This is a genomic window from Maribacter aurantiacus, assembly GCF_005780245.1.
GTDB lineage: Bacteria > Bacteroidota > Bacteroidia > Flavobacteriales > Flavobacteriaceae > Maribacter > Maribacter flavus.
In genome coordinates this window covers 298,094-323,025 of record NZ_VBUK01000002.1, presented here as the reverse complement: position 1 = coordinate 323,025, position 24,932 = coordinate 298,094, and the positions used below count along the sequence as shown (strand labels likewise).

Here is a 24,932-nt window from a genome sequence, read left to right as displayed (position 1 = left end):
CCTATATTTAAAAGGCCTAATAAATATTTGGCTTTAATCAACCTATAACCAAATGAACAAATTTCTTCTCCCTTTAGTCCTGTTAGTTTTTTCTTTAAACCTAGCCTTTGCGCAATCCTTGGAAGGCGATGGACCCCACTCCCAACTGATTATTAGAGGGGTCATGCTCATCAACGGAAATGGCGCTCCCCCACAAGGACCCATTGACATTGTTGTTGAAAACAACATTATTAAGGACATCCAAGTGGTAGGCTATCCGGGAGTAAAGATCAAGGAGTCGGATAGACCGCAATTGAAACCCGGGGGCAAGGAATTGGACTGTACGGGCATGTACCTAATGCCCGGACTCATAGATATGCACGGCCATATTGGTGGAAAGGCCCAAGGCGCGGAGCCGGATTATGTCTTTAAACTCTGGATGGCCCATGGCATTACCACCGTGCGCGAACCTAGCGGAAGGGGCGTAGACTTCACGATGGACCTAAAAAGGAAAAGTGAACAAAATGAAATTATAGCCCCAAGGATCATGGCCTACACCGGATTTGGGCAGACTAGCAAGTCCTTCAACCCCCTTAACGATATCCCAATCTCAACTCCGGAACAGGCACGGGAATGGGTACGGGCCAATGCGAAAAAAGGTGCGGACGGAGTCAAGTTTTTTGGAGCGGAACCGGAAATTATGGCCGCCGCCTTGGACGAAAACAAAAAATTGGGGTTGGGTTCCGCGTGCCATCATGCGCAATTGAGCGTGGCCCGGTGGAACGTGTTGCACTCCGCTCGTGCAGGTCTGACCTCCATGGAACATTGGTACGGGCTTCCAGAAGCGTTATTTGATGATAGAACGGTACAGGATTATCCTTTGGACTACAACTATCAGAACGAGCAACACCGATTTGAAAATGCGGGCAATCTCTGGTCGCAAGCGGCAGCCCCCTATTCAGAGCATTGGAATAACGTTATGAACGAATTGTTGGAGCTGGATTTTACCCTAGACCCTACCTTTAATATTTATGAGGCGAGCAGGGACTTGCAAAGGGCCCGAAGAGCGGAATGGCATGAGGACTACACCCTTCCATCCCTTTGGGAGTTCTACCAGCCCAGTATGATTTCCCATGGCTCATACTGGCATGATTGGGGTACCGAGCAGGAAGTGGCCTGGAAAAAGAACTACGACCTTTGGATGACCTTCGTAAACGAATACAAAAACAGGGGTGGCCGTGTAACTACGGGCTCGGACTCCGGTTTCATTTTCCAACTTTATGGTTTCGCCTACATTCGGGAATTGGAGCTCTTACGTGAAGCCGGTTTTCATCCTTTGGAGATTATCAAGTCGGCAACATTGAATGGCGCCGAGGCACTGGGCATGGATGATAAAATTGGCAGTGTTGCCATTGGAAAATTCGCAGATTTCGCGATTGTCGAAGAAAATCCGCTTAAAAATCTAAAAGTACTTTACGGAACAGGTGCCATAAAACTCACCGAAGATAATGAGGTCGTTCGCGTTGGCGGGGTGAAATACACCATCAAGGACGGAATCATCTATGACTCAAAGGCCTTGTTGGCAGATGTAAAACGTCAAGTGGATGAGGCCAAGGCCAAAGAAAATTATTCGATAAAGCAACCTGGGGTAAAACAATGACAAAAGGAGTAGGGTGCGCTTGACCCTCCCAAAGATTTATCTTTTGTTTTGGTCCACCGGAATCTTGATCGGCTTAAGCGTTCCCTTAGTTTTTGGAAAAACCACCAAGTACGTGGCAATCAATAATGTGGCAATAAGTGTGATGGATACTAACATAGCTTTGTGTTTAAGGTGAACGGTACCAAAAGTACCGTCTACTAAGTAGGTCAATTTTTATGCCAATTTAGGCTTGTTGTTCTTTGTTGTGAAAAATAAAGCACTTTTAACCCTGGAATTTTTGTAACGATACAACCTGGCAATTCCGGTTTGTCCTTTCATATCCAACCCTTTTACATTCTTGGTTTCCAAATGGGACGCAACCAAAACTACGTCTTCTTGTAGCGTAGCCACTTTTTGATTGATGTTAGCGTCCTGAGCTAAGGAAATTCCTCCGAAAAAAAGTACTAGGGAAAAGGTTAAAATAGCTTTCATAACATCGATTTGGGTTATATAAAGCTAACTCGGCAAGGAAGGTGATATCGTTATATATCGCTGAAATACAACATTTTTCGGTCATTCGATTTTTGTTGGATAAAGTGCAAAAAAAGGTCGATATACGGAACCACATCTATTTTCCACTTACCGATAAAAAGGACGTTTGACCGACCGTTTTTTGGGTAGAGAAGTAGCCGACCCGGAACAAATCCGAAGAAATAAAACTAGTTTGTCTCCTTCCTTAAAACCTGTAACGGCGGACTTTTTAACACCGAAATATTATTGGACAAACCTATGGTCAGCACTAATAATGTTATTCCGGGAAGTACAATCAAAAATGGAATCCAAGAGGGTACAAAAGGTGTTTCAAAAATAAAGTATGCGAGCAACTGACTGCCCAATAAAGACAACAATACCCCGATACCGCTTCCCAAAATACCCAAATACAGGTATTCCAAGGCTGTAATTTTTAGAATTTGATTGCTTTTTGCCCCTATTGTTCTCAGAAGCACACTTTCCCGAATTCGTTGGTACTTGCTGTTTCGAACAGAACCGATCAGGACAATAATTCCCGTAAGGATACTAAAGAAGGCCATAAAGCTTATCACCCATGAAATTTTGTCCAAGATACTTTCAATGAGGGTAATCACCTGGCGTAAGTCCAAAATGGAAACATTGGGAAATTTCTTTACCAATTCCCTTTGTAGCTTGGCCGATGCCGACTTGTCCGGAGCATTGGTCGTAAGTACATGAAACTGCGGCGCATTTTCTAAAATCCCGGTTGGGAAAACGATTGAAAAGTTTAATTGCATCCTGCCCCAATCCACCTCTCGTATGCTACCAACAACGGTTTCCATAAGCATGCCCTGTACATTAAAAAGTAGGGTATCACCCACAACGACCTGGGCATCCCTCGCTACATTATCCGCCAATGAAATGGGAACGGGGCCAGTTTGAGGCATTTTTTCAACAAAGGTGCCCGATACCAATTTTTCAGAGCTTATGAGCGAATCTCTATACGTAACCCGAAACTCATGGTTGAGTATCCACTTATTTATACTTGTGGTAGTATCCAATCGAATTTCATTGACGCTACGGTCCTTGATACGCTCCATCCGCATGGTAACTATCGGGATGTTATCCAAAATGGGCAATCCTTTTGGAGCAACGGTATTGATGACATCCTGCTTCTGTCCCGTCTGCACATCGAACATAATGATATTGGGGCTCTTTTCGTTGGATTCCACCACCGCCTTCGCGAGTAAAAAGTCCTTTGTAAAATACAAGGTACTGATCAAAAAAGTCCCAATTCCAATCGCCAAGATCAGTACAGCGGTTTGATTATTGGGTCGGAATAGATTCAACAGACTCTGGCGTGAGGTAAAACTCCATGATTTTGGAAAATACTTTTTAACCAAGCGCATGAAAAGGATGGAAACTCCGGCCAAAATTGAAAAGGTAATCAGGATTCCAACCACAAAACCCAAGGCGTATTTTAGGTTTTCCAAAAGCCACAGAGCGAACAAAAAAACAAAAAGTACAATGGCCAAAACCACCCAAATCTGTGCCTTTCTTGATTTTGTACCGATGTTGTCCTGTACACGTAATACCTGCAATGGGGACACGAACCAGGTATTTAGCAGCGGGGAAAGGGCAAATAAGACGGACATGAGCACCCCTAAAATCAAACCGACGGCTATTGCGGAATACGAAGTTGAGATTTCAACCTCAAACGGTAGAAATTCCTGTAAAATCATGGGAAAGGTCTGCTGCAGCAGTAGTCCAATGACCGTGCCAATGAACCCTCCCAACAGGCCCATGCCTGCTATTTGGATAAGGTAAATCAGGAAGGTCTGTTTCCTGGTGGCGCCCAAACATTTCAATACGGCCACCGCCCTTAGTTTTTCCTTGATATAGATATGCACGGAGCTTGCGATTCCCACGCATCCCAGCAATAAGGCAATGAAAGCAACCAAATTTAAAAAACGACCCACATTGTTATATCTTCTCCCCAATCGGTCACTGGTAGAGGTATGGGTATCCAAATCGGCATTTTGTTCGTCCAGCAAGGGGTCCACTTTCTTGTCAAGTTGTTCCAGGTCAGCTTCCGGGGATTTGAAGTAATAGGCGTATTCCAAGCGACTCCCCTTTTGTAACAAACCGCTAGGTTCCATGTACTCGAACGGTACGATGATAGGTGGTGCTACGGATGTTCCAATGCCCGTACTTCCGGGAGCGGTTATCAAGGAGCCGACAATCGGGAAGGTAATGTTCCCCAATTTTACGCTATCCCCTACCCTTACATCAAATTGAATCATGGCAGTGGCATCTACCAAGGCACCCCCTTTTTTTTGATAATCAGCAGCAGCCGAAGCTGGTTCCGTCTCCAATTCCCCATAAAACGGGAAGTTTCCTTCCACGCCCCGCACCTGAACCAATTTGGTTTCACCGTTCTTTACAAAAGCCGCCATAGAGGCAAACTTTACTTCTTTTGCGCCCGCGCCACCCAAGGAATCCATGATTTGTTGTACCCGCTCATTGGCGGGCTCGTTACTGTCAATTAGAAAATCGGCACCCATCAAGGCCTTTGATTGCCCACCGATATTTTCCTTTAGGTTTTGACTAAACGATTGGATGGAAACCACCGCCGCTATCCCCAAAATTATACTGCCCATAAACAGGAACAGTCGCTTTCCACTGGCCTTGCCATCGCGCCAAGCCATTTTTAACAGCCAAGAAAATCGGGTTTTGGTAGAGGTCTCCAAGGTATTTAAGCTAGGGTTTTGGTTTGATTGGAAATAATTTTACCGCCTTTCAGTCGGATTATCTTTTGGGTGAGCTGTGCCAGGTCCAGATCATGGGTTACGATAACCAAGGTGGTTCCCATTTCCTTGTTCAGTTCGAACAACAGCTGGATCACCTTTTCCCCGGTTTCCTCGTCCAAGTTTCCGGTTGGCTCGTCAGCAAATAAAATATCGGGGGTCGTGGAAAACGCACGCGCCAATGCTACGCGCTGCTGCTCCCCGCCAGATAATTGCGATGGATAATGATCGTACCTGCGCCCAAGACCTACCTTATCCAACAAATCCCTGGCCACCTTTTGGGCATCGGGTTTGCCTTGTAATTCCAAGGGGACACTAACATTTTCAAGGGCCGTTAATGTGGGTAATAATTGAAAATCCTGAAAAATAAAACCCACCTTCCGGTTTCGCAACAAGGCCAGTTCATCCTCGTCCAACTTACTTAGTTCCACCCCACAGAGCTCAATACTACCCTCATCCACATGGTCCAATCCTGCACAAAGACCTAAAAGGGTCGTTTTTCCACTTCCGGAGGGCCCAACAATGGAGAAGGTTTCGCCGGCTTCAATTTCAAAGGAAATCCCGTCCAAAACGGTCAATTCCTTGGAACCGCTTTTATAGGTCTTCCTAAGATTGCGTACGTTTAATATCTTTGCCATAAATCATTTGGTACAAGCGAACAAAATAAACAAATGATTTCTATTTTTAGAAGAAACCATGATGCACAAAGTATTAAAGTTTAGTTATTTTTTGGCTTTTTTCGCCCTTATTGCCTGTGGTGAAGGTCAGAAACAACAAAAAAATACGGAGGACAATACGAACCAAGACGATGTTACCCTTGAACAGGGGGAAACTGCGGATGACAAGGTAATCCTATTTTTTGGGAACAGCCTTACCGCCGCCTATGGACTGGAAACAGAACAGGGATTCCCAAATCTGATACAGAAGCGCCTTGATTCCCTGGGATTGAATTACACCGTTATCAACTCCGGACTGAGTGGTGAAACTACCTCCGGGGGACTCAATAGATTGGATTGGGTCTTGAACCAAGAGGTGGATATTTTTGTGTTGGAACTTGGTGCCAATGACGGACTCAGGGGGATTCCCTTGGACAAATCCAGGGAAAACCTTCAGATGATCATCGATGCCGTGCGCCAAAAAAATCCGGAAACCACTATCATACTTGCCGGAATGCAGATTCCGCCAAACATGGGGTTGGAGTATACCTCAGAATTTAGAAGTATGTTCCCCGATCTCGCACAGGAAAATGATATTTTGCTGATCCCGTTTTTATTGGAAGGGGTTGCAGGCGAACCTGAACTAAATTTAGAAGACGGCATACATCCAACGGCAGAAGGTCAAAAAATTGTTGCCGAAAATGTTTGGGACATCCTAGGACCCGTAGTCCTAGAGGAAAACGTGACCGAAACATCGATGGATTAGGCCAGTTTTTCATTTTTTTCCTCCACGATAAAGGATAGGGCCCGCTTGACCCTCGAATGCTTTAGAACGAAAATACCTGTTACCGCTGGGAACTTTTCACCCAAATTAGTTTGGTCCATGGGTTCAGCTATGGGCATTGAAATGGTACTCACTTTCACTTCAATTTCCGCTTTCTGAGCTTGGGCAAAAGTCCCCATGCAAATAACAAGCATTAAACTAAGAATAGTCTTCATTTGTAGGTAGATTTGGTCTGTATATAACTCCAATATTGCCGATTTAAAATTTGAGTTTCGATAAAATGTCAGGTTTTACCGATGAAATTCAAACTTTTCGACGAACAACAATCGATAATACGTATTTTCCTACAATTAAAATTATAGTTCACCGATGTTTTTAAGCATTTCATCGGTAAAAAAAACCGATTCTTACACGTCACAACGGAATCATTTATAAAAGCTGAAAGAGCATACGAACATTTGAAGGGGTAGTCCCAAACCTGCCCTTTGGGCAGGTAGGGATACCGAGGGGATACTGGTATAGGTTAAGCCATTTTAGGGCTGTTCGCTTTGGTAGTAAAGGAAAGTTCCTTCTTTACCCTTGAGTTCTTGAACCGGTACAAACGGGCCACTTCCTGTTTTACCTCCATCTTTTTTATCGGAGCCGTTTCGGTAACGATGCCCATTTCGATGGTCTCTACCTTTAGGGTCTCAGCCCTGTCCTGGGCACTGGCCGCGGTTCCTATGAAGAAGATGAAGAAGATGGTCGCTACTGTTTTCATGACTTGCGTTTGTTACATTATTATAACTACCGCAAGCGTATTTCAGGGGGTTGCCATTCGTTGAAAAACAGGTGTTTCTCGATAAGCTGCACCGGTCCGGATTAAGTGTAAAATTCGCTCGACGAACGGACCTTGAACAAAAAACAGGTTATCGAAAAAAGGTGTTTTTAATCGAGCAGAATAAAAAATTTCTTGAAACCGAGTATTCCCTAGGCAGGTAATAGGGGTATTCCGCCAGTTTATCCCGATTACCATCGGGAACCGAAATTTTATATTTACCCCACACGGTCCCTATAACTATCGGGAGCGAAAAGGCAATTCCGACTTCCCCGATGGGTAGGTACCATCGGAAACCTCGAGGCAAAGCCGTTGAGGAATTATTTAGATTAAATTTTCAATAGCAGATTGGGATCTGGGCAATTCTTCCTGTAATAATCGAGGTCTTTCTGGGCACATACGCCCGGATAATCGCCCGTGTATCCACCCAAATCATGGATAATCTGAAAATGCAGGTGCGGGGCGTAATTTACATTGATATCTGGCGTACCCAAGGTGGCCAGAAGGCTTCCGACCGCAAATTCCTTCCCAACCGATAGTCCTTCCAACGATTCCAAACTTAAATGCCCATATAGTGTATAAAAGACCAAACCTTGTATATTATGCTCCAGAATTATGGTGGGTCCATAATCGCCCCTGATCGCATTGTTCTTAAAACTATGGACCACTCCATCCAAAGGAGTTATTACTTTGGTGCCGGCTGGCGCCCAATAATCGATTCCCAAATGGATATTTCTTGGTGGTTGTGTTTTTTCATTGAAGCCGGACTTATCGGCATAGAGATTTCTCTGTTCCAAATAACCGCCATGGGCAACCTTACCTCCCTGCCTTTTTAAAATAGAGTCAATGTAGGATTGGCATTCGTTTGGGTCGGTAATGTTCACACCATTCAAATCGGAATTCGAACTGGATAAATCCAACGATACATAGTTTTCAATGGGTAAAGCCTCATCCAAGATGGTAATGGACTTTTCGGAATATGAAAAAAGTAATTGCTCCAGTTCGTTCACACAATTAAAATTAGGTTATTAGCTTGATTTTAAACATTTACGTTTACAAAGATGTTTAAACTACAATAACGAACCCCGCGATGAGGGTTCATGGAATAAAATTAAGTCGTCACCCACTATCCTTAACATATTTTAACCTTTTTTGAGGTAAGTACTTTGTATTTTTCCTACTAAACATGCGCACAAAAAACCAATTACAATGAAGTTCATACAACATTCCCTTATGGTAATGGCCATTCTGTTGGCCACAAGTTGCCAGTCCAAAACCAAACCTGCAACAATTTCGGAGAACGCCTCTGAAAGGACTGCAACATCGGAAAAAATTGAAAAATTGAGTCCACAGGACCTCAGCAAATACGAAACGGCCTACTTTGCCAGTGGTTGCTTTTGGTGCGTGGAGGCCATTTTTGAAAGTGTTAGGGGAGTAAAGGAAGTAATCTCGGGCTACGCCGGGGGCACAGAAGAAAATCCCACCTATGAAATGGTAGGAAGCGGACAGAGTTCCCATGCCGAAGCCGTTGAAGTGTACTATGACCCTTCCCAAATTTCCTTTGTGGAATTGGTACAGGTATTTTTTGGGTCGCACGACCCCACGACCTTAAACCGTCAGGGACCGGACCGGGGTACGCAATATCGCTCCATTGCCTTTTATAAGAACGAGCAGGAAAAGAAAATCATAGACAGTTATATCCAAGCGCTGAAAGACCAAAATGTTTACGGCGGGGCGCCCATTACCACGGAAGTGACCGCCTTTACCAAGTTCTATGATGCTGAGGACTACCACCAGGATTATGAAAGAAAACACCCTAACAATTCCTACATCCGTAACGTTTCCATTCCCAGGTTGAATCGGTTTAAGGCCAATTTTGGGGATTACTTAAAAAAGGAAGTGCATTAGCAATACAACATAAAATTACTATCTTCAAGCGTCTTTTTTAAGACGCTTTTTTTTGAACCGATTAACAACCACAAGCATCGCCATGACAAAAAACAAGTTGATTTTTTACGCATTCTCCATTGGGGCTTTCCTATGTATGTCCTGCAAGCAGGAACCCACCGATAATACCCCTTGGGTATCCTTATTCGACGGACAATCCCTTGAGGGTTGGACCCAAAAAGGGGGAACGGCAAATTACACGGTCCGTGATAACAGTATCGTAGGAAGTACCGTCCACGATACCCCAAACTCCTTTTTGACCAGCAATAAAATGTACGAGGATTTTATCCTAGAGCTGGATTATAAGGTAGACCCCTCCATGAACTCTGGAATACAAATAAGGAGCAACAGCTTTCCCCATTATATGGACGGAAGGGTGCATGGTTATCAGATTGAAATCGACCCATCGGAAAGGGCTTGGAGCGCAGGTATCTATGACGAGGCCCGGCGAGGATGGTTGAACCCTTTGACCAGAAATCCTGAAGCTCAAAAGGCATTTAAACAAAATGATTGGAACCATTACAGGATCGAGGCCATAGGCGATACTTTAAAAACATGGATCAACGGTGTACCGGCCGCACATTTGATCGATGATAAAACCTCCAATGGTTTTATTGCGCTACAAGTACACAGTATTGGCGATGACCAACAGGAAGGCACCGAAATTAGTTGGAAGAACATTAAAATCCTGACGGATAGTCTTTCCAAATATGCTACCGAAACCCCAATCGACCCGATTATTACCAAAAACGCTTTGGGCATTGACGAGGAAAAAAATGGCTGGCAAATGCTTTGGGACGGCAAGACAACCGACGGATGGCGGGGTGCCCGATTGGATGAATTCCCCGATAAAGGATGGGAAATAGAAAACGGCGTATTGACCGTACTTTCGTCAGGAGGTGAAGAATCAGCGGCAGGTGGTGATATTGTGACCAAGGAGACCTTTGGCGATTTTGAGTTAAAAGTGGATTTTAAAATTACCGAAGGTGCGAATAGCGGCATCAAATATTACGTGGATACTGATATCAACAAAGGTCCGGGCTCTTCTATTGGTCTCGAATACCAAATTTTGGACGATGAACGCCATCCTGATGCCAAATTGGGCAATCATGAGGGTAGCAGGACGGTCGCATCGCTATATGACCTAATCAAGGCCGATGAAAACAAACCCATAAATCCCATTGGCGAGTGGAACACGGCCCATATAATTTCTAAGGACGGACATGTAGAACATTGGCTGAACGGTATGAAGGTTTTGGAATACGAACGCGGTAGCGATGACTATCGAAAATTGGTTTCCGAAAGTAAATATGTGACCTGGCCCAACTTTGGGGAAGCGGAAAAAGGGCATATTCTCCTTCAAGACCATGGGGACCGCGTTTCCTTCAAGAATATAAAAATAAAACCAACCACAAAAGAATAGGCAATGACAACAAGAAGAAATTTTATAAAGAAAACAAGTGCCGGCACGGCAGGTTTGACCTTTGGCGGCATGCTATTTTCATCGGCCTCTTACGGCAGAATTTTAGGAGCAAACGATAAAATCAATTGTGCGGTCATTGGGGTTCGCAGTCGGGCAAAAGCGCATGTAAAGGCCATTCATGCCGACCCAAATGCCACCATTTTGTATAGCTGTGACGTAGACGATGTCATCATTGAAGAACACAATGTATGGTGCCAAGAAAATATTGGTTATGTACCCAAAGTAGAAAAGGATTTTCGGAAAATCCTGGAAGACAAAAAGGTAGATGCCGTATTTATTGCCACCCCGGAACACTGGCATGCCCCTATGGCGATTTTGGCACTTCAGGCAGGAAAACATGTCTACGTGGAAAAACCCTGTAGCCACAATCCCCATGAAAACGAATTGTTGACGGCCGCCCAAAGGAAATATGGAAAGAAAGTGCAAATGGGAAACCAACAACGTTCTGCGATAACCTCCATTAGCGCTATCAAGGATATTTGGGAAGGAATCATTGGCGATGTGTATAAAGGCGAAGCCTATTACTCCAACAATAGGGGAAGTATTGGCAAAGGCACCGTAATCGATGTCCCCAAAACCTTGGATTGGGAATTGTGGCAAGGTCCAGCTTTACGAGAAAAATATAAGGACAATGTACATCCGTACAACTGGCATTGGTTCCGGAATTGGGGAACGGGCGAAATCCATAACAATGGAACCCATGAAATTGATATATGTAGATGGGCCCTAGGCGTTGACCTACCCAACAGTGTCACTTCCTTTGGGGGAAAATACACGTATGACGACGATTGGGAGTTTGTAGACAACCAACAGGTCACGTTCTCCTTCGATAATGACAAATTCATTACCTGGACCGGACATAGTCGCGGCATCATGAAACCGGAAAGACCGGGTAGGGGCATTACCATCTACGGCAGCAAAGGCTCCATCATGCTAGATCGTAACTTTTATCAGTTATACGATTTGCAAGGGAATCTGTTAAAGGAGGAAAAAGAGGGAGGCGCTAGCGAAACTACGAATACCCGTGGGGAAGGCCAATTGGACGTGAATCATGTAGGCAACTTCTTCAATGCCATACGGCAGGATGAGAGTTTACATGCAGATATTCAAGATGCCAGCATCACGACCATGCTCTGCCATTTGGGCAATATGGCCCAAGATGCCGGGGAGACCTTAAAAATTGATACCGCTACAGGAAAAGTGCTGAACAATGAGATGGCGATGAATTTCTGGAAACGCGAGTATGCTCCTGGATGGGAACCAAAACTGTAGAAAAGAGGCAAAGATACTTATTGGATGGTCACTTCGCTATAATCCGAAGTAATGACCAGGGAACGGTCTTTATTATCGGATAGGTGATATCCTTTTAAAATCTTGGTATTTCCATTTTTTGTCTCGGTCAGGGTCAGTTTTTTGGGCAAAACCATTTCCGAAGCATTTCCCTTAATGTAAATCGAAGTCGCCACTGAAGGAAGTGCAAAATGGAATTCTGCGTTCTTCAAGGATACGTCCATCTCTTCAAAGTCATTGTCAATGGAAACAATTTTCAAGGGCCCGAAATCATTTTTGATAAAGGCCCTTTTTAGCAATTTATAGATAGTGACATCGGACGAAGTTGCCTGTAATTGTAAACTTCCCACTTCACGTAACTCAATATCCTTGGAATAGTTGGTCTTTAATTGACCATAATTCCAGTTGCGGACGTTTACCGGAGAATACGATACGGAAACCTGCGTTTCATCTCCGTCAATGGTAGTAGCCCATAGGCTTGAATGCGACAGGGTCGCATTCAAGTTTGTGGTATTTTCCGCCAACTTTACCTCGCCATGCCGCACGTTCATTTTAATCTTGGTAGATTTTGGCATTTTTATCCTTATAGTCTTTTTGATTTTAAAGTTCTTGTTTTCCCCATCCGTGGAAAAATAAAAAATATTGGGACCCTCATGCCTACTTTTTAAACGCATCGCCTCTTGACGTGCCTTTCGCTCCTCATGTTTTAATTCCTGCATCGCCTCGCGTTGTTCTATACGTTGTTCTATAAGTTCTTCTCGCCTTTTTTCCATTTCCTCTCTGTGTTTCTCCCGTTCCTCCATACGCTTTTCCATATCTTTTCCTCGCTCTTCCATACGTTTGGCCCATTCCTCCAGTTTTTTCTGATGCTTTTCATCAAAGCTCTTTTTGAAGTCCTCTTGCCATTTTTTCATGTACTTTTCCCCATCCTTTTGATAGGCCTTATAGTCAAACTCAAAGGCATCGGTAAGGGGCAAAGGGGGCATGGGCGGCATCTCCACGATTTCCGGGAAAGGTGCTATCTCCGGAATTTCCACCACAAAGGGTGCCATTTCTGGAATCTCAATATCCAAATCCCCAAATTCGAACTCGAAATCCTGGGAGCCCAAAAACCCGAATTTATTGGAACCGGAAGAAATCTCGACCCTGGAACTATTCCCCATAATCTTTATTGGGGCGTTCGCAAAGTAATTCTCCGCTTCTTCTTTATCAGCCCCTTCCAATTCTACGACCGCGGCCACTTCAACTGTATTTTTGTTCCAGGTTTCGAACTCAATATCGGCGTAACTCGTATTGATATCCAAAACGGCATCCTTATCTACATTAAAACTTTCCGTATAGGTGCGGCTTTCCTTCTGGGCAAAACCCACTAGGGAACCCATACAAAATCCTAAAGCAATGATGCCTTGTTTAGATACTATTTTTGGTGATCTGTTCATTTTTTGATGATTTTAATTGATTTAACTTCTTTTTTAATTTCTGCAATAACTGCAACCTAAGCTGCAGGTTTTCTATGAGCGCCCCAATGGTCTGGTCGTTGGGGCCCAATTCGTTCAATTCGGCGTTCAAGTTTTGGTATTCGGAATTCAGTTCGGCCAACCGTTCCATAAAACTATCCACAAGCTCCTTGTTGGCTTCCGATATCTCCAATTGGGAAAGCTCCATATTGATATTGGCCACGTAGTAATTCTCCACCTTTTTTAAATCGGGCGAAAGGTCCCCAAAGGAAAAGCCCTTGTCATCTTCTTTGGATTTTTCAGTGTCAACCACCGTGATGGGTACATCCTCCGTCGTATTGATTTGTACATAGGCAAAAATTCCCACTCCAACAAGTAGTATGACCGAAGCGGCCACCCGCCAGGTATTCCAAAGGGAAGTTTGCTCCCTTTCCTGTGGAAGCGACTCCTCCAGCCTGGCCAAAAAGCGGGCTTCATGTTCCCGCTTCATTTTGAAGGTTTGTTCCTCACGTTCCTTATCGAACAATTTTTTAAGATCCCGTGCCATATCCTTTTGTTTTTAACAACTCCTTTAGTTGACCTTTACCGCGCAACAATCGCGTTCTGCAGGCGGTTTCGGTTATGTTCAATACTTCTGAAATTTCCTTGTGGTCAAAACCTTCTACCAAATACATCATCACGACATATCTATATTTTCCTTGCAATTGCCCAATGGCCTCCTTTACTTCTTCAATATCGATATGTTCCTCCACTGTCCAATCATCATCGGTATCCACCGGCCGCATATACGTTTCGTCCAAAGCGATGGTCCGTTCCTTTTTCGACTTCAAGAAATCGATACATTTGTTCACCACAATACGCTTTAACCACGCCCCGAACGTCACCTCTCCCTTAAACTGATGTATTTTTTGAAAAGCCTTGATAAAAGCTTCCTGCAATACATCCTCTGCATCGTCCGCATTTTTTAAAAAACGCATGGCTACACAGTACATTCCGTCACAATACTGCCGGTACAATTGCATTTGTGCAGTGCGGTCGTTTGCCTTACATTTTTCAACAATGTCAATTTGAAACATTGGTAGGTTTGGTGTTTGTTTTTAGTTGTTGTTACTTTAAGGACGAAAGAAAAAAAAGGGTGTTGCAAAAAACTTCTATTTTTACGAATCTTTTTAATATTTCCGCTTGAAACAAGTTACGATTTCCAACGAATTTATGACCTTAATGGTCCTGGACTACGGCGCCATTATCCAGAAACTTCTGGTAAATGGAAAGGACGGAAACTACACCAATGTGGTAGTTGGATACAACCACCCAAGCCGATATCGTTTGGATGAAAATTGTTTGGGAGCATGCATAGGCAGATACGCCGGGCGTATTTCCAACGGTAGTTTTGTTTTAGATCGGGAAAAATTTTTACTCTACCATGAAGATGGGGTGCATCTTCATGGTGGCAAGGAAGGATTTCATCAAAAATATTGGCAAATTGAGGAGGTGTCCTATGCAGATGACCCAATGGTGAAATTATCCTATAAAAGCAAACATCTTGAGGAAGGGTACCCGGGAAACCTGACCGTAAACGTAACCTATAAACTGGTCAAAAATGCTTTACAGGTCATACACCAAGCGGTGACGGACCGCAGTACGGTCATCAATTTGACCAATCATTCCTATTTTAAATTGGATGACAGCCCGTACATAGACAATTATGAATTACAGCTCAACTGCCCATATATACTGGAAACAGACGAAAATCTGTTACCTACGGGCGATATCATCCCTGTGCGGAAATCCAAATATGATTTTTTACTGCCAAGGGAAATTGGCGTACAGCGTTTGGACACACCTTATATAAAAGACATGGGTAGTGAAAAAGTGGCGGAATTACATTCGGCTAAATCCGGTATTACCATGCAGGTATTCACGAACCAACCCGCCTTGGTGGTCTACACTCCCTTGGATTTTCCCGGAATTTGTTTTGAAACCCAGAATTACCCCGATGCACCCAACCAACCGGACTTTCCAAGCAGTGTTTTAAGGCCCGGGGAAACCTATAACAACATTACCATCTTTACCTTTGATTTAGTACCTTAGGACTACTTAACACTTCAAAAGACATGAAATTCCTAAAAAGAATTGTAGCGGTACTTATAGTTTTATTTGGCCTGTTTTACTTTGTGGGCCTACCCTATTTGCGAAAAGAGACCAAGAAACACAGCCCGGAAAAAACGAGCTCCTATACCCTACAAGGTACCCAACTCGAGGTCCATTATTCCAGTCCCGCCAAAAAAGGCAGACCCATTTTTGGCGGTCTGGTGCCCTTTGATCAAGTGTGGCGTACGGGAGCCAACGAACCCACGACTTTTACTACATCAGGGGCAATCAAAATAATCGACAAGCCCTTGCCCGCGGGAACGTATTCCCTATGGACCATTCCAAATAAGGAAAGTTGGAAGGTGATTTTCAATAAGGAAGTACCGGATTGGGGGGTTAGCATTTTTGGGGGTGGCACACAGACTACCAGGGATGCGGGCGAGGACCTCATCAATGTAGAAGTGCCCTCAAGGGAAATTTCGCAACCTGTGGAAAACTTTACCATCGACTTTACCAATGAAGACCAGCTTTATTTAAGCCTCTCCTGGGACCAAACACGTATCAACGTGCCCATAAACAAATAGCCGAAAGCCATTGGACATTTAGAAAGAAGCTTTAAAATGACTCCCGATGTAGCCTACATTAACGACTTGTCAAAAAAGGTCATCGAGAATGACCGGACCACCCTTGCCAAGGCTATTACCTTAATTGAAAGTACCAAAAAGGAGCATCAGAAAATAGCTGAAGGACTTCTGGAAAAGTGCCTTGAATACCAGAAAGAATCGGTTCGTGTTGGTATCACGGGAGTGCCGGGCGTTGGCAAAAGCACCTTCATCGAGAATTTTGGAATGTTATTGGTCCACAGAGGGAAGAAGGTCGCGGTACTTACCATTGATCCCTCGAGCAACGAGACAAAAGGCAGTATTTTGGGGGATAAGGTTCGGATGGAAACCTTATCCAAGGAAAAAAATGCCTTCATAAGACCCTCACCAACGAGTGGCTCACTCGGTGGTGTGGCCAGAAAAACAAGGGAAACCATCATACTTTTGGAAGCTGCCGGGTACGACGTAATTTTGATAGAGACCGTTGGGGTTGGACAAAACGAAACCGCGGTACGGGATATGACAGACTTTTTCCTTTTGTTAAAATTGCCCGGTGCGGGCGATGAGCTACAAGGCATTAAAAGGGGGGTCATGGAAATGGCAGATGCCATAGCGATCAACAAGGCCGATGGTCAGAACGTACAACCTGCCGAAACGGCCCAGTTGGAATTCAGCAGGGCACTGCACCTATTATCGGCCAAGGAAAACGGATGGATTCCGCAGGTTATGACCTGTTCCGCCATGCAGAACACAGGTTTGAAACCGATTTGGTCCTGTATTGAAAAATTCATGTTGCATACAAAGGAAAACGGTTCTTTCCATCGGACACGAAAACAACAGAACAAAAAGTGGCTTCGGCATCATTTGAACCACATCCTGCTTCAGGATTTTTATGATAATCCAACCCTTTCCCAAGCACTGTCATCCATGGAAGAAAAGGTTATGGAAAGTGAAATCACCCCCTTTGTTGCCGCCGAACGCCTACTTAGAGCGTATAGGAAAGCATAGACAGGAAATCCTTTGCTAACAGTGTTCGAATAAAAACTTAACTTTGCCCCATAATCCAAAAACCGCTTGATGGATATTGTAACCCCTTCCCTACTCTCTGTGGTAGTCCCTCTGTACAATGAGGAAAAAAATGTGGTGTTGTTGACCCAAAAAATCCATGAAAGCCTACCTGGATATAATTACCAAATTATCTACATCGACGATTTTTCTACTGACGGCACCAAAAAAGTGGTCAAGGGAATGAAGGACCCAAAGGTACATCTCATAGAACTCAAGAAAAATTACGGTCAGAGCCTAGCGCTAGCTGCCGGTATAGATTACGCCGAAGGGGAATACATTATTACCATGGACGGGGATCTTCAGAACGACCCCAGCGATATTCCGCAGATGCTCTCCTATGCCGTAAACGATGATTATGACCTGGTTACCGGAATCCGTCAAAAGCGTAAGGATTCCTTGGTAAAAAAAATACCATCGAAAATTGCCAATTATATGGTAAGACGGGTTACCAAATTGGATATTAAGGATAATGGTTGCGCACTAAAAGTGTTTACCAAGGACATTGCCAAGGATTTGAATCTTTATGGGGAAATGCATCGCTTTATAACCCTCTTGGCCCATTTGGAAGGTGCTCAAATTAAACAGGTGCCCGTGAAGCACCATGCCCGACATGCCGGAGTTTCCAAATACGGGTTGGAACGTGTATTTAAGGTGGTGGCAGATATGATGTTGTTGCTCTTTATCCGAAAATATTTTCAAAGACCTATTCACCTTTTCGGCATCTTTGGATTTCTTTTGATCATCCTTGGAATATTGATAAATATCTATCTTTTATTAGTGAAGTTCGGTTTGGGCGAGGATATTGGGAACAGGCCCTTATTGATTTTTGGGATGATGTTCATTTTGGCAGGTATCCAACTGTTTACCATAGGCATCGTGATGGAATTGTTGATACGTACCTATTACGAATCGCAACAGAAAAGACCGTACCGAATCAAAAAAGTAAGCATAGGTGGCCAATCCGCGTAAGACCTTTACCACCGCCCTAAAGTTGTTGATAAGCATTGCGCTTGTTTACTTCATATTTACCAAAATCGATTTCACGGAAGTAGTGAACACCTTGAAAAAAGGCAACCCCCTGTATTTGACCGCAGCTGTACTTTTGTTTTCTGTGTCCAAAATACTCGCTTCCATTCGGCTGAACGCTTATTTCCATCAGCTTGGAATCCCGCTCTCCCAAAAAAGCAATTTGAAGCTCTACCTTTTAGGTATGTTCTACAACCTTTTTTTACCTGGCGGGATAGGTGGGGACGCCTACAAAGGCTACCTGATAAAAAAGACCTTCGAGGTACCAACCAAGCGCGTGGTGAGTGTTTTGGCGCTAGACCGACTCAGTGGCCTGCTACTCCTGTTTATCTATGCCTGTGGCCTGTTATGGGTACTGGAATTTGAGCTTTTTAACCCATATCGATGGTTATTCCTTATTTTAACACCCATATCTGTGGGGACCTTTTTCTTTTTAAACAAGCGATTTTTCCAGTATGTCCTGCCCATTTTTTGGAAGTCCGTAGGATATTCCGCCCTAGTACAATTCGCCCAGCTTCTCTGTGTACTCTGTATTATGAAGGCACTATCCATTGAGGGCAATATTATTGCGTATCTGGTTATATTTTTGGTTTCTTCCATCGTATCCGTTATCCCATTGACCCTTGGAGGTTTGGGTAGTAGGGAAGTGACCTTTTTCTATGGTGCCGCTTTACTGAACCTAGAAGAAAGCACCTCCGTTGGGATTAGTGTAGTGTTCTTTTTGATTACGGCGTTGGTCTCCTTGACGGGGATTGTTTTTCATTTTAAGAACATTAAACTTTAGCAAATCATAAATACTACATACGTCTCGTAGTTTTCCCTTAATAGTGTTTTACTGAAATAATGCAAGGTACATTAGATTGATAGTTACTGAGAAATTCGATTCACATATTACATATTCAACCATTCCTTAAAATCAGTGGTTTTTGGTCGACTAACAATGAATTCCTGTTCACGTGGGTTTGTAATGGTGAGTTTCACTCGGTGGTTAAAATAGGAATCTATTTTTTCAATGGCATTTTTGGCAATGATTTGACTACGGTTTATTTTAAAAAATCTGTTTGGGTCCAAAGATTCGAACAGTTCATCAAGCGTTTCATTAATGATGAAACGTTTTCCAGAAGTCACGCCAAAAGTGACACTTTCCTCGGAATAACAGTACAAAAGTTCAGAAACTTTAATCTGAAAAAAACCGCTACCATCTTTGACCAAGATACCTTCCCGTTTGGGAGTCATTTGGAAACTGCTTAGAAGTTGTCTCAAAAGACTTGGATCAAGGGTGTTTGGTTTATTAGATCTGTTGAACTTATCCAAGGCCCTTTTCAAATCGGCATCTTGAATAGGCTTTAACAAATAATCCACACTATTCACCCTAAAGGCCTGTATGGCATATTGGTCAAATGCAGTCGTAAAAATAATGGGTGCCTCAATTTCGATTTTCTGAAAAATTTCAAAACTCAACCCGTCGGCCAATTGTATGTCCATGAACACCAAATCTGGTGCGGCGTTGCCTTGAAACCATTGTATACTGTCCTCTACAGTGTCTATTATGTCCAAAAGATCGTATTCAAAACCACAAGTAGTTAACATACGCTGCAATTGACTTGCGGCCCTTGCCTCGTCTTCAATAATCAATATTTTCATGGCTAGTTTTTAGTTCTGAAACTTTAATTAAGGGTAGGCTTACTCTAAACCTGTTTCCATCATTATGGATTTCAATGGATGTATCGGAAATCAGCGCATATCTTTTTTGGATGTTTGCAAGTCCCAGTTTTGTGGACGGTATCTGAGTGGATTTGGGTTGAATCTTATTTTCCACAATCAATTTATCATCGTTTACAACTACTGCTATGGCTAATGGTTTTGCCTTGGATATTATGTTGTGCTTAATTGCATTTTCAAGCAATAATTGAAGGCTCATAGGGACAACCCTATAATCCAATGAAGTTTCGGGAATATGCCAATTCACCATTAGATTAGTTCCAAATCGCTCTGATTGTATATGGATATAGGCTCTTGCGAACTTTAGCTCGTCTCGTAGTGGGAGAAGATTTTCATTACCGGTCTCTAGTATAAATCGGTACATATCGGATAACTTATCTACAAATTTCTTGGCATCCTCCCTAGGGTTTTGGTCGATAATATCACGTAATGTATTCAAGGTATTAAAAAAAAAGTGCGGTTGCGCCTGGTTTCGTAAAACGTCCAACTGCGCCTGTACTATGGCTTGTTTGGAACGCTCCTCTTGCCTGATGGATTTTTGAAGACGTATATTATAATAAATAGCCTCGTATATCGCCATGGTCATTATAGTAATTAATATAATGGGCAAAAGCATTTTAAGTCTGGATACATTAACGTTATAATTTATACCCGGTATTAAGGATAATAACTTCCCTCCTATATAATCTACAAATACAACCGTGAAGGTTATGGTAAGAAAAAACAATACGATACGCTTGGCATCGTCAGTAAATTCTGGGTATTTCCTTCGTAAATAAATCATCATCCCTCGATTTATCACCCAGTCTATGGCGGAAAACATCAATGCAATCACCCAACTTAAAGCGACTTCTAAAAGCGAAATATCCGATGTTGTGCTACTGAAAAGATATGAGGTAACAATGCTTAGGATAAAAATGCCAACAACAGAAAACCAAATATCATCAAATCCTAAATATTTTATTCGTTTTTCTTTATTATATATCACTACAAGAAAATTAAAATGCTATAAAAGGAACGCCCTGTTTTGCCTGATAAAAAATATACCCTATCACCGAGGCGAACATTAAAGCAAATAAAGATACGACCCAAATTTGTTTGCCTTGGGGGAATTTCCATCTATGACCTAGCCACATGGCGAATAACGGAATTATCTGTATGCCGTGCAACGCGAAGAAGTGTGCTACCCTTAAATCCCCTCCTTTTAAGCTCCAATTGACCAAGGGCAAGCCTTCTTGCCCATCGGCAACCCCAACATTGTGGCCCAGTTGACTTATCATCTGTCCTCCCACCCAACTTCCAAAAATAACGATTAGCCAACCTAAAAAAATGGCCCATTGAACGGACTTTGCAACCCTTAGCTTTAACCGAATGGCATCAATCAAAAATAAAACCATGGTCAAAACATTAATCCCTACAAATATCCCCATGAACATGAACAAAATGCCATCAAAAGGAGTTGCAACGTTGTAATGACTTTGAACTCCCCTAGATCCTTGATAGAAAATTATCAAGAACTCCAACAGCAAAGTCCATGCAGTAAGATGGTTGATTATTGCCTTCTTTTTCTGGGAGTACGGATATTTTGTAACCAAATATCCAAGAGTTATCAAATAGATAGAAATAGATATGGAAAACTTTAACGGCTTGAGCCAAACATTGACCCCTAATAAAGTTCTTTCATCGATAAAAATTCCTACAATACAGAACAGACCCAAGAGGGATATAACTATAGATATCCAATACAAAACAGGACTTTGGTCCTTCACTATTGAAAAAAGACGTTTTAGTTTTATCCCGACCAACGAATGGTTGGTTAGGTTTTCAGAAGAAGGCTGGTCATTTTTTACGAATATGGATATTAGCTGTTCCATGATTGATATTTTTAATTGTTAAATAATGTATTTTGTTAAATTATATGGGATTGGACTTAAGCCCTTTTAGAACCATAAACAGTAGAAAACCTAAGGGGCCAAACATAAAGGTTAGGAAAAGGCAAGGTGCCATCAATACCTGATGAAGGTTAAGGTCCTTATTTTGATCTATCATCCACATTCCGATCAAGAGGTCAAATGCCAAATAGTGTATCCATCCTGCCAATGCTGCATTTTCTATCGTAAACAATTCCATCACGCTTTTAAGGCTCCCAAAGTCCATCATACCGTTTGAGATCAGCACTTGCAGGATGTAAAAAACATATAAACCTGATAGGACGATCGGTATAATTTTATTATCAATTAGGAACCCGGTCGGCCTCCATTTTGGTAGAAAAATCATCAAAACCCACATGGGTAAGACTAAAATATTTGCCAGTGAAAAAACAATTGTTGCGGTCATTTTAAGTGTTTTAAGGTTTTATCGATAGGCCAAAGATGGACACACTACACCCTAAATAAAATGACTATTTTTTGAATCGTCTTAAAAGTGGGTTGAATTGTTAGAATTACATTTCGATGATAGAAATGTGAATTTTGCTAGTGCGACAAAAAAATTCTAGCTGGAAGTCTCGAGTTGATTGATTTCAGCGTTGAAGCGGAATTTTTTAAAACAAAAAGAAAAACTTTAATTAACAATACTCCTATTTATGCTTCAAATGCACCAAATGCATCTTACGCACCACTTGGTCCCTCGTGGAGGGATTTAAGAACTTGCCCTGCAATCGGGTGATTCTAAATTGATCCACCGTCAATTGCTTGTCCCAGTCCAGCGGGGATTGTCGTATGGTCTCCAATTCGGCATCGTTTACATAGACCCAAACATCCTTTTTGTTTTTTAGTTCATCCAAGGAACTGATCTGTACGGGAAACTTGTTGTAAAAATCCAAGGCCCAAGTATGGTCATCTCCAATTTTATAAATTTTATCCACGGATATAGTATGTTCCGAAATCAATGCAGACATATTAGATCCACCCTGATATTTGAGTAGGTTCGGGTAGAAATGAAGGTTCAAAACCGCATTTAACAAAACGGAGGCGCAAACCGAAACGGTAATGAGTTTTGCAAAATAGGTCTCCCTTTTAAGTGCAAAATAAACAATGACCAACCCGGCTACACTCAGTAGTATCGGAATTAACAGACCATCGAACTTAAATACAAAAAAACAGATCAAGGCACTCGCCACGAATACCACTGATAAGATAAAATATTGGCCACCCATTAAAAACTTGGTCATCCTTTTTTTGTCGGACAGATGCACATCGTACACAAAGGAAGCCGTAAGAACCGAAAACAAGGGAATGGTAACATTCAGGTAATGCGGTAGTTTGAATTGGGCAAAACTGATCAGTATAAAGACAAAGGTAATCCCACCCAAGGTCAAAAATTCATGGCCGGGCTTGTAGGCAAACCTTACTTTTAAAAAGGCCTTTGCCCTACTCCAGTAGGCAGCCAGCGCCAAAAGGGTCCAAGGTAGGAAGACCCACAAAAAGGTATGGAAGAAAAAGAAGTAATCACTGCTGTTCTTCCCGATGCCTTCCCCACTCATGCGCTCAAAACTCTGTTCCCAGAAAATAAAAAAGATGCCACTTCGGTTTCCCCTACCCCGAATCACTTTTTCCGGATGTAGGTCAAATTGCAGGTAATATGCATATAACATGGGCGCAATGGTCAGTCCGAAAACCAAAAGAGCCAAAAGTACCTTCCAACTTAGAAATCGGTGCCATTTCCGAGTATAGGCCAAATGGCACAAAATAGGCAGACCTATGACTACCAAAGCAATCTGACCCTTGGTGGAAAAGGCCATCCCGGCGCCAAAACCTCCCAAGAGAATTGCCATAAGATTTCCTTTTTCAATGTAGGCCGTTAGTTGCCAAATGGCGAAAATGGTAAAGCCGGTCAAAACAGCATCGGTACGTACGTCTATCGCTCCCAATACTATGGTCTGGGCGCTCATGAATACGAGCGCCGCCAATTTCCCCGTATCCACGTTGTACAAAAGCTTTCCAAGTCCGTAGCAACTATAGGCACCCAAGAGTGTTGCCAAAATACCGGGAATCCTGTAGGCCCAATCGTGGATTCCAAAAATTTTATAGGAGAGTGCCGCCAGCCAATAGTGCATATGCGGCTTGTCCAAATACTCGTTAGGGCCCTTGAACAGATTGATAAAATCGTTCTCGTTCACCATGCGCATGGCCATCACGGCGAACTGAGCGGAATCGTTTTCAAAGAGGGTCACGATACTACCGGCGATATACACCAAAACAATAAGAACTACTAAAAACCAATACCTTAGGTTGGATATCATAGGGAGTATTTCCGATGTGCAAATATATATAACTTCGCAAACAACCATCCCAAGAAACTCCCCATCAGGGCTCCGGTCAAGACATCCAATGGATAATGTACCCCGATGTACACCCGACTATAGGCCACCACCATAGCCCAAAAAACAAGACCGAGACCGATATACCGTAAACCCGATTTCAAAAGCATCCCAAAAAACAGGGCAACGGCAAAGGCGTTGGAGGCATGGGCCGAGAAGTATCCATACTTCCCACCGCAATAGCTCTTTACCAGGCGCATTAGGGAAGAAATTTCAGGGTCATGACAGGGCCGTAACCTACCCACGCCATATTTAAAAAAATTGCTCAACTGATCGGATACCGTTATCAACAACGCAACCGTCACCATCAAAACCAAGGTCCCTTTCAACCCAAATTTTCGATAGGAAAGAATCAGCAGGAAAAGGTACAGGGGAAGGGCACTTAATTTATGCGAAATGAACTGCCAAAAGGTATCCCATGCAGGGGTTCCCAAACCATTCAAATAGATAAATATATCCTTGTCTAACTGCAGTAGTTGGTCGAGCATCCTTATTCCTCGTATCTCGAAACTTCCCTATCATAAAAGGCAGTGGCCGCCTCTATCAGGTTTTCTGCCTCGGATTCCAGTTCTTTTTCGTCCTCCTTTGAAAATTCTTCCAACCATTCCACCTCATCGTCCTCCAAGTTAATGATAAACCTGGGATAATCGGTGTGGATAACATAGATGGCGTTTGGATAATCCGTATTGTCGCCTAATATAAACTTGGGTAATTCCATTCGTTTGATTTTACT

Annotated in this window: 26 protein-coding genes; 10 read left to right on the top strand and 16 right to left on the bottom strand. The window is 42.9% G+C overall.

The features are described 5' to 3' along the window. The first annotated feature begins 52 nt into the window (after positions 1-52). Entirely contained in the window at positions 53-1,639 is a 1,587-nt protein-coding gene (locus FEK29_RS06580; protein WP_138257626.1) for an amidohydrolase family protein, read from the top strand. A gap of 213 nt (positions 1,640-1,852) precedes the next feature. Here the strand turns inward: FEK29_RS06580 and FEK29_RS06575 are convergent, their stop codons facing one another. The 3 genes from FEK29_RS06575 to FEK29_RS06565 all read right to left on the bottom strand — a co-directional run bounded on the left by FEK29_RS06575 (position 1,853) and on the right by FEK29_RS06565 (position 5,573). Next, complete coding sequence (locus tag FEK29_RS06575; RefSeq protein ID WP_138257625.1) at positions 1,853-2,110, bottom strand: hypothetical protein; 258 nt, start codon at positions 2,108-2,110, stop codon at positions 1,853-1,855. A 227-nt stretch (positions 2,111-2,337) separates the two neighbouring features. Then, on the bottom strand, positions 2,338-4,836 hold the full coding sequence (locus FEK29_RS06570; RefSeq protein ID WP_138257719.1) for an ABC transporter permease: 2,499 nt from the start codon (positions 4,834-4,836) through the stop codon (positions 2,338-2,340). Positions 4,837-4,883: 47 nt separating this feature from the next. Next, the gene (locus FEK29_RS06565; protein ID WP_138257624.1) at positions 4,884-5,573 is read right to left on the bottom strand and encodes an ABC transporter ATP-binding protein; all 690 of its coding nucleotides are present in this window, start codon (positions 5,571-5,573) and stop codon (positions 4,884-4,886) included. Between the two features lie 58 nt (positions 5,574-5,631). On the opposite strand from FEK29_RS06565, the gene FEK29_RS06560 reads away from it, so the two are divergent. Further along, entirely contained in the window at positions 5,632-6,357 is a 726-nt protein-coding gene (locus tag FEK29_RS06560; protein ID WP_394347768.1) for an arylesterase, read from the top strand. Here the strand turns inward: FEK29_RS06560 and FEK29_RS06555 are convergent. From FEK29_RS06555 to FEK29_RS06545, 3 genes are all read right to left on the bottom strand, one after another. Continuing rightward, positions 6,354-6,590, bottom strand: a complete 237-nt coding sequence (locus FEK29_RS06555) for a hypothetical protein (protein WP_138257623.1) — start codon at positions 6,588-6,590, stop codon at positions 6,354-6,356. The genes FEK29_RS06560 and FEK29_RS06555 overlap by 4 nt on opposite strands. A 308-nt stretch (positions 6,591-6,898) precedes the next feature. Further along, positions 6,899-7,135: a hypothetical protein gene (locus FEK29_RS06550; protein WP_138257622.1), complete on the bottom strand. Its 237-nt coding sequence runs from the start codon at positions 7,133-7,135 to the stop codon at positions 6,899-6,901. 386 nt (positions 7,136-7,521) lie between these two features. Continuing rightward, entirely contained in the window at positions 7,522-8,202 is a 681-nt protein-coding gene (locus FEK29_RS06545) for a peptidoglycan DD-metalloendopeptidase family protein (RefSeq protein ID WP_138257621.1), read from the bottom strand. A 199-nt stretch (positions 8,203-8,401) separates the two neighbouring features. On the opposite strand from FEK29_RS06545, the gene msrA reads away from it, so the two are divergent. The 3 genes from msrA (at position 8,402) to FEK29_RS06530 (ending at position 11,894) form a co-directional block, all read left to right on the top strand. Further along, the gene (msrA, locus tag FEK29_RS06540) at positions 8,402-9,100 is read left to right on the top strand and encodes a peptide-methionine (S)-S-oxide reductase MsrA (protein WP_138257620.1); all 699 of its coding nucleotides are present in this window, start codon (positions 8,402-8,404) and stop codon (positions 9,098-9,100) included. A 136-nt stretch (positions 9,101-9,236) separates the two neighbouring features. Further along, complete coding sequence (locus FEK29_RS06535) at positions 9,237-10,562, top strand: 3-keto-disaccharide hydrolase (RefSeq protein ID WP_240042684.1); 1,326 nt, start codon at positions 9,237-9,239, stop codon at positions 10,560-10,562. Between the two features lie 3 nt (positions 10,563-10,565). Then, positions 10,566-11,894: a Gfo/Idh/MocA family protein gene (locus FEK29_RS06530; RefSeq protein ID WP_138257619.1), complete on the top strand. Its 1,329-nt coding sequence runs from the start codon at positions 10,566-10,568 to the stop codon at positions 11,892-11,894. A 17-nt stretch (positions 11,895-11,911) separates the two neighbouring features. On the opposite strand, the gene FEK29_RS06525 is transcribed toward FEK29_RS06530, so the two are convergent. From FEK29_RS06525 to FEK29_RS06515, 3 genes are read right to left on the bottom strand one after another with little or no spacing between them, the layout of a single operon-like run. Further along, positions 11,912-13,351 carry a hypothetical protein gene (locus FEK29_RS06525; protein WP_138257618.1) on the bottom strand — a complete coding sequence of 480 codons (1,440 nt, stop codon included), beginning with the start codon at positions 13,349-13,351 and terminating at the stop codon, positions 11,912-11,914. Beyond that, positions 13,323-13,916 carry a hypothetical protein gene (locus tag FEK29_RS06520; RefSeq protein ID WP_138257617.1) on the bottom strand — a complete coding sequence of 198 codons (594 nt, stop codon included), beginning with the start codon at positions 13,914-13,916 and terminating at the stop codon, positions 13,323-13,325. Before FEK29_RS06520 ends, FEK29_RS06525 begins: the two co-directional genes overlap by 29 nt. Next, positions 13,900-14,445: an RNA polymerase sigma factor gene (locus FEK29_RS06515; RefSeq protein ID WP_138257616.1), complete on the bottom strand. Its 546-nt coding sequence runs from the start codon at positions 14,443-14,445 to the stop codon at positions 13,900-13,902. Before FEK29_RS06515 ends, FEK29_RS06520 begins: the two co-directional genes overlap by 17 nt. 106 nt (positions 14,446-14,551) lie before the next feature. Here FEK29_RS06515 and FEK29_RS06510 point away from each other — a divergent pair, with 106 nt between their 5' ends. The 5 genes from FEK29_RS06510 (at position 14,552) to FEK29_RS06490 (ending at position 18,940) form a co-directional block, all read left to right on the top strand. Next, positions 14,552-15,460: an aldose epimerase family protein gene (locus tag FEK29_RS06510; protein ID WP_138257615.1), complete on the top strand. Its 909-nt coding sequence runs from the start codon at positions 14,552-14,554 to the stop codon at positions 15,458-15,460. A 23-nt stretch (positions 15,461-15,483) separates the two neighbouring features. After that, positions 15,484-16,044 carry a DUF2911 domain-containing protein gene (locus tag FEK29_RS06505; RefSeq protein ID WP_138257614.1) on the top strand — a complete coding sequence of 187 codons (561 nt, stop codon included), beginning with the start codon at positions 15,484-15,486 and terminating at the stop codon, positions 16,042-16,044. Between the two features lie 36 nt (positions 16,045-16,080). Then, the gene (gene meaB, locus FEK29_RS06500) at positions 16,081-17,070 is read left to right on the top strand and encodes a methylmalonyl Co-A mutase-associated GTPase MeaB (RefSeq protein ID WP_138257613.1); all 990 of its coding nucleotides are present in this window, start codon (positions 16,081-16,083) and stop codon (positions 17,068-17,070) included. Between the two features lie 69 nt (positions 17,071-17,139). Beyond that, positions 17,140-18,099 carry a glycosyltransferase family 2 protein gene (locus tag FEK29_RS06495; protein WP_138257612.1) on the top strand — a complete coding sequence of 320 codons (960 nt, stop codon included), beginning with the start codon at positions 17,140-17,142 and terminating at the stop codon, positions 18,097-18,099. Next, a complete protein-coding gene (locus FEK29_RS06490; RefSeq protein WP_138257611.1) occupies positions 18,083-18,940 on the top strand; it encodes a lysylphosphatidylglycerol synthase transmembrane domain-containing protein in 858 nt (285 codons plus the stop codon). The genes FEK29_RS06495 and FEK29_RS06490 overlap by 17 nt, the downstream gene beginning before the upstream one ends. A gap of 107 nt (positions 18,941-19,047) precedes the next feature. Here FEK29_RS06490 and FEK29_RS06485 read toward each other — a convergent pair whose 3' ends face one another. The 7 genes from FEK29_RS06485 to FEK29_RS06455 all read right to left on the bottom strand — a co-directional run bounded on the left by FEK29_RS06485 (position 19,048) and on the right by FEK29_RS06455 (position 24,917). Next, positions 19,048-19,800, bottom strand: a complete 753-nt coding sequence (locus FEK29_RS06485) for a LytR/AlgR family response regulator transcription factor (RefSeq protein WP_138257610.1) — start codon at positions 19,798-19,800, stop codon at positions 19,048-19,050. Further along, positions 19,781-20,866 carry a sensor histidine kinase gene (locus FEK29_RS06480; protein ID WP_138257609.1) on the bottom strand — a complete coding sequence of 362 codons (1,086 nt, stop codon included), beginning with the start codon at positions 20,864-20,866 and terminating at the stop codon, positions 19,781-19,783. Before FEK29_RS06480 ends, FEK29_RS06485 begins: the two co-directional genes overlap by 20 nt. A gap of 10 nt (positions 20,867-20,876) precedes the next feature. Continuing rightward, positions 20,877-21,752, bottom strand: a complete 876-nt coding sequence (locus tag FEK29_RS06475) for a hypothetical protein (RefSeq protein ID WP_138257608.1) — start codon at positions 21,750-21,752, stop codon at positions 20,877-20,879. Positions 21,753-21,792: 40 nt separating this feature from the next. After that, positions 21,793-22,215, bottom strand: coding sequence for an ABA4-like family protein (locus tag FEK29_RS06470; RefSeq protein ID WP_138257607.1), 423 nt, complete (start codon positions 22,213-22,215; stop codon positions 21,793-21,795). Between the two features lie 241 nt (positions 22,216-22,456). Next, positions 22,457-24,121, bottom strand: coding sequence for an ArnT family glycosyltransferase (locus FEK29_RS06465; protein ID WP_138257606.1), 1,665 nt, complete (start codon positions 24,119-24,121; stop codon positions 22,457-22,459). Continuing rightward, complete coding sequence (locus FEK29_RS06460) at positions 24,118-24,687, bottom strand: phosphatase PAP2 family protein (protein ID WP_138257605.1); 570 nt, start codon at positions 24,685-24,687, stop codon at positions 24,118-24,120. Before FEK29_RS06460 ends, FEK29_RS06465 begins: the two co-directional genes overlap by 4 nt. 2 nt (positions 24,688-24,689) lie before the next feature. Continuing rightward, complete coding sequence (locus FEK29_RS06455; RefSeq protein WP_138257604.1) at positions 24,690-24,917, bottom strand: hypothetical protein; 228 nt, start codon at positions 24,915-24,917, stop codon at positions 24,690-24,692. Positions 24,918-24,932: the final 15 nt, after the last annotated feature.

What these genes read in the sequence shown, in the direction of transcription:
- FEK29_RS06475 (WP_138257608.1), bottom strand. Translation starts at nt 21,752, where the DNA reads ATGGAACAGCTAATATCCATATTCGTAAAAAATGACCAGCCTTCTTCT.
- FEK29_RS06580 (WP_138257626.1), top strand. Translation starts at nt 53, where the DNA reads ATGAACAAATTTCTTCTCCCTTTAGTCCTGTTAGTTTTTTCTTTAAAC.
- FEK29_RS06520 (WP_138257617.1), bottom strand. Translation starts at nt 13,916, where the DNA reads ATGGCACGGGATCTTAAAAAATTGTTCGATAAGGAACGTGAGGAACAA.
- FEK29_RS06470 (WP_138257607.1), bottom strand. Translation starts at nt 22,215, where the DNA reads ATGACCGCAACAATTGTTTTTTCACTGGCAAATATTTTAGTCTTACCC.
- FEK29_RS06515 (WP_138257616.1), bottom strand. Translation starts at nt 14,445, where the DNA reads ATGTTTCAAATTGACATTGTTGAAAAATGTAAGGCAAACGACCGCACT.
- FEK29_RS06550 (WP_138257622.1), bottom strand. Translation starts at nt 7,135, where the DNA reads ATGAAAACAGTAGCGACCATCTTCTTCATCTTCTTCATAGGAACCGCG.
- FEK29_RS06570 (WP_138257719.1), bottom strand. Translation starts at nt 4,836, where the DNA reads ATGGCTTGGCGCGATGGCAAGGCCAGTGGAAAGCGACTGTTCCTGTTT.
- FEK29_RS06525 (WP_138257618.1), bottom strand. Translation starts at nt 13,351, where the DNA reads ATGAACAGATCACCAAAAATAGTATCTAAACAAGGCATCATTGCTTTA.
- FEK29_RS06460 (WP_138257605.1), bottom strand. Translation starts at nt 24,687, where the DNA reads ATGCTCGACCAACTACTGCAGTTAGACAAGGATATATTTATCTATTTG.
- FEK29_RS06575 (WP_138257625.1), bottom strand. Translation starts at nt 2,110, where the DNA reads ATGAAAGCTATTTTAACCTTTTCCCTAGTACTTTTTTTCGGAGGAATT.
- FEK29_RS06560 (WP_394347768.1), top strand. Translation starts at nt 5,632, where the DNA reads ATGATGCACAAAGTATTAAAGTTTAGTTATTTTTTGGCTTTTTTCGCC.
- FEK29_RS06505 (WP_138257614.1), top strand. Translation starts at nt 15,484, where the DNA reads ATGAAATTCCTAAAAAGAATTGTAGCGGTACTTATAGTTTTATTTGGC.
- msrA (WP_138257620.1), top strand. Translation starts at nt 8,402, where the DNA reads ATGAAGTTCATACAACATTCCCTTATGGTAATGGCCATTCTGTTGGCC.
- meaB (WP_138257613.1), top strand. Translation starts at nt 16,081, where the DNA reads ATGACTCCCGATGTAGCCTACATTAACGACTTGTCAAAAAAGGTCATC.
- FEK29_RS06495 (WP_138257612.1), top strand. Translation starts at nt 17,140, where the DNA reads ATGGATATTGTAACCCCTTCCCTACTCTCTGTGGTAGTCCCTCTGTAC.
- FEK29_RS06485 (WP_138257610.1), bottom strand. Translation starts at nt 19,800, where the DNA reads ATGAAAATATTGATTATTGAAGACGAGGCAAGGGCCGCAAGTCAATTG.
- FEK29_RS06465 (WP_138257606.1), bottom strand. Translation starts at nt 24,121, where the DNA reads ATGATATCCAACCTAAGGTATTGGTTTTTAGTAGTTCTTATTGTTTTG.
- FEK29_RS06530 (WP_138257619.1), top strand. Translation starts at nt 10,566, where the DNA reads ATGACAACAAGAAGAAATTTTATAAAGAAAACAAGTGCCGGCACGGCA.
- FEK29_RS06565 (WP_138257624.1), bottom strand. Translation starts at nt 5,573, where the DNA reads ATGGCAAAGATATTAAACGTACGCAATCTTAGGAAGACCTATAAAAGC.
- FEK29_RS06455 (WP_138257604.1), bottom strand. Translation starts at nt 24,917, where the DNA reads ATGGAATTACCCAAGTTTATATTAGGCGACAATACGGATTATCCAAAC.
- FEK29_RS06555 (WP_138257623.1), bottom strand. Translation starts at nt 6,590, where the DNA reads ATGAAGACTATTCTTAGTTTAATGCTTGTTATTTGCATGGGGACTTTT.
- FEK29_RS06535 (WP_240042684.1), top strand. Translation starts at nt 9,237, where the DNA reads ATGTCCTGCAAGCAGGAACCCACCGATAATACCCCTTGGGTATCCTTA.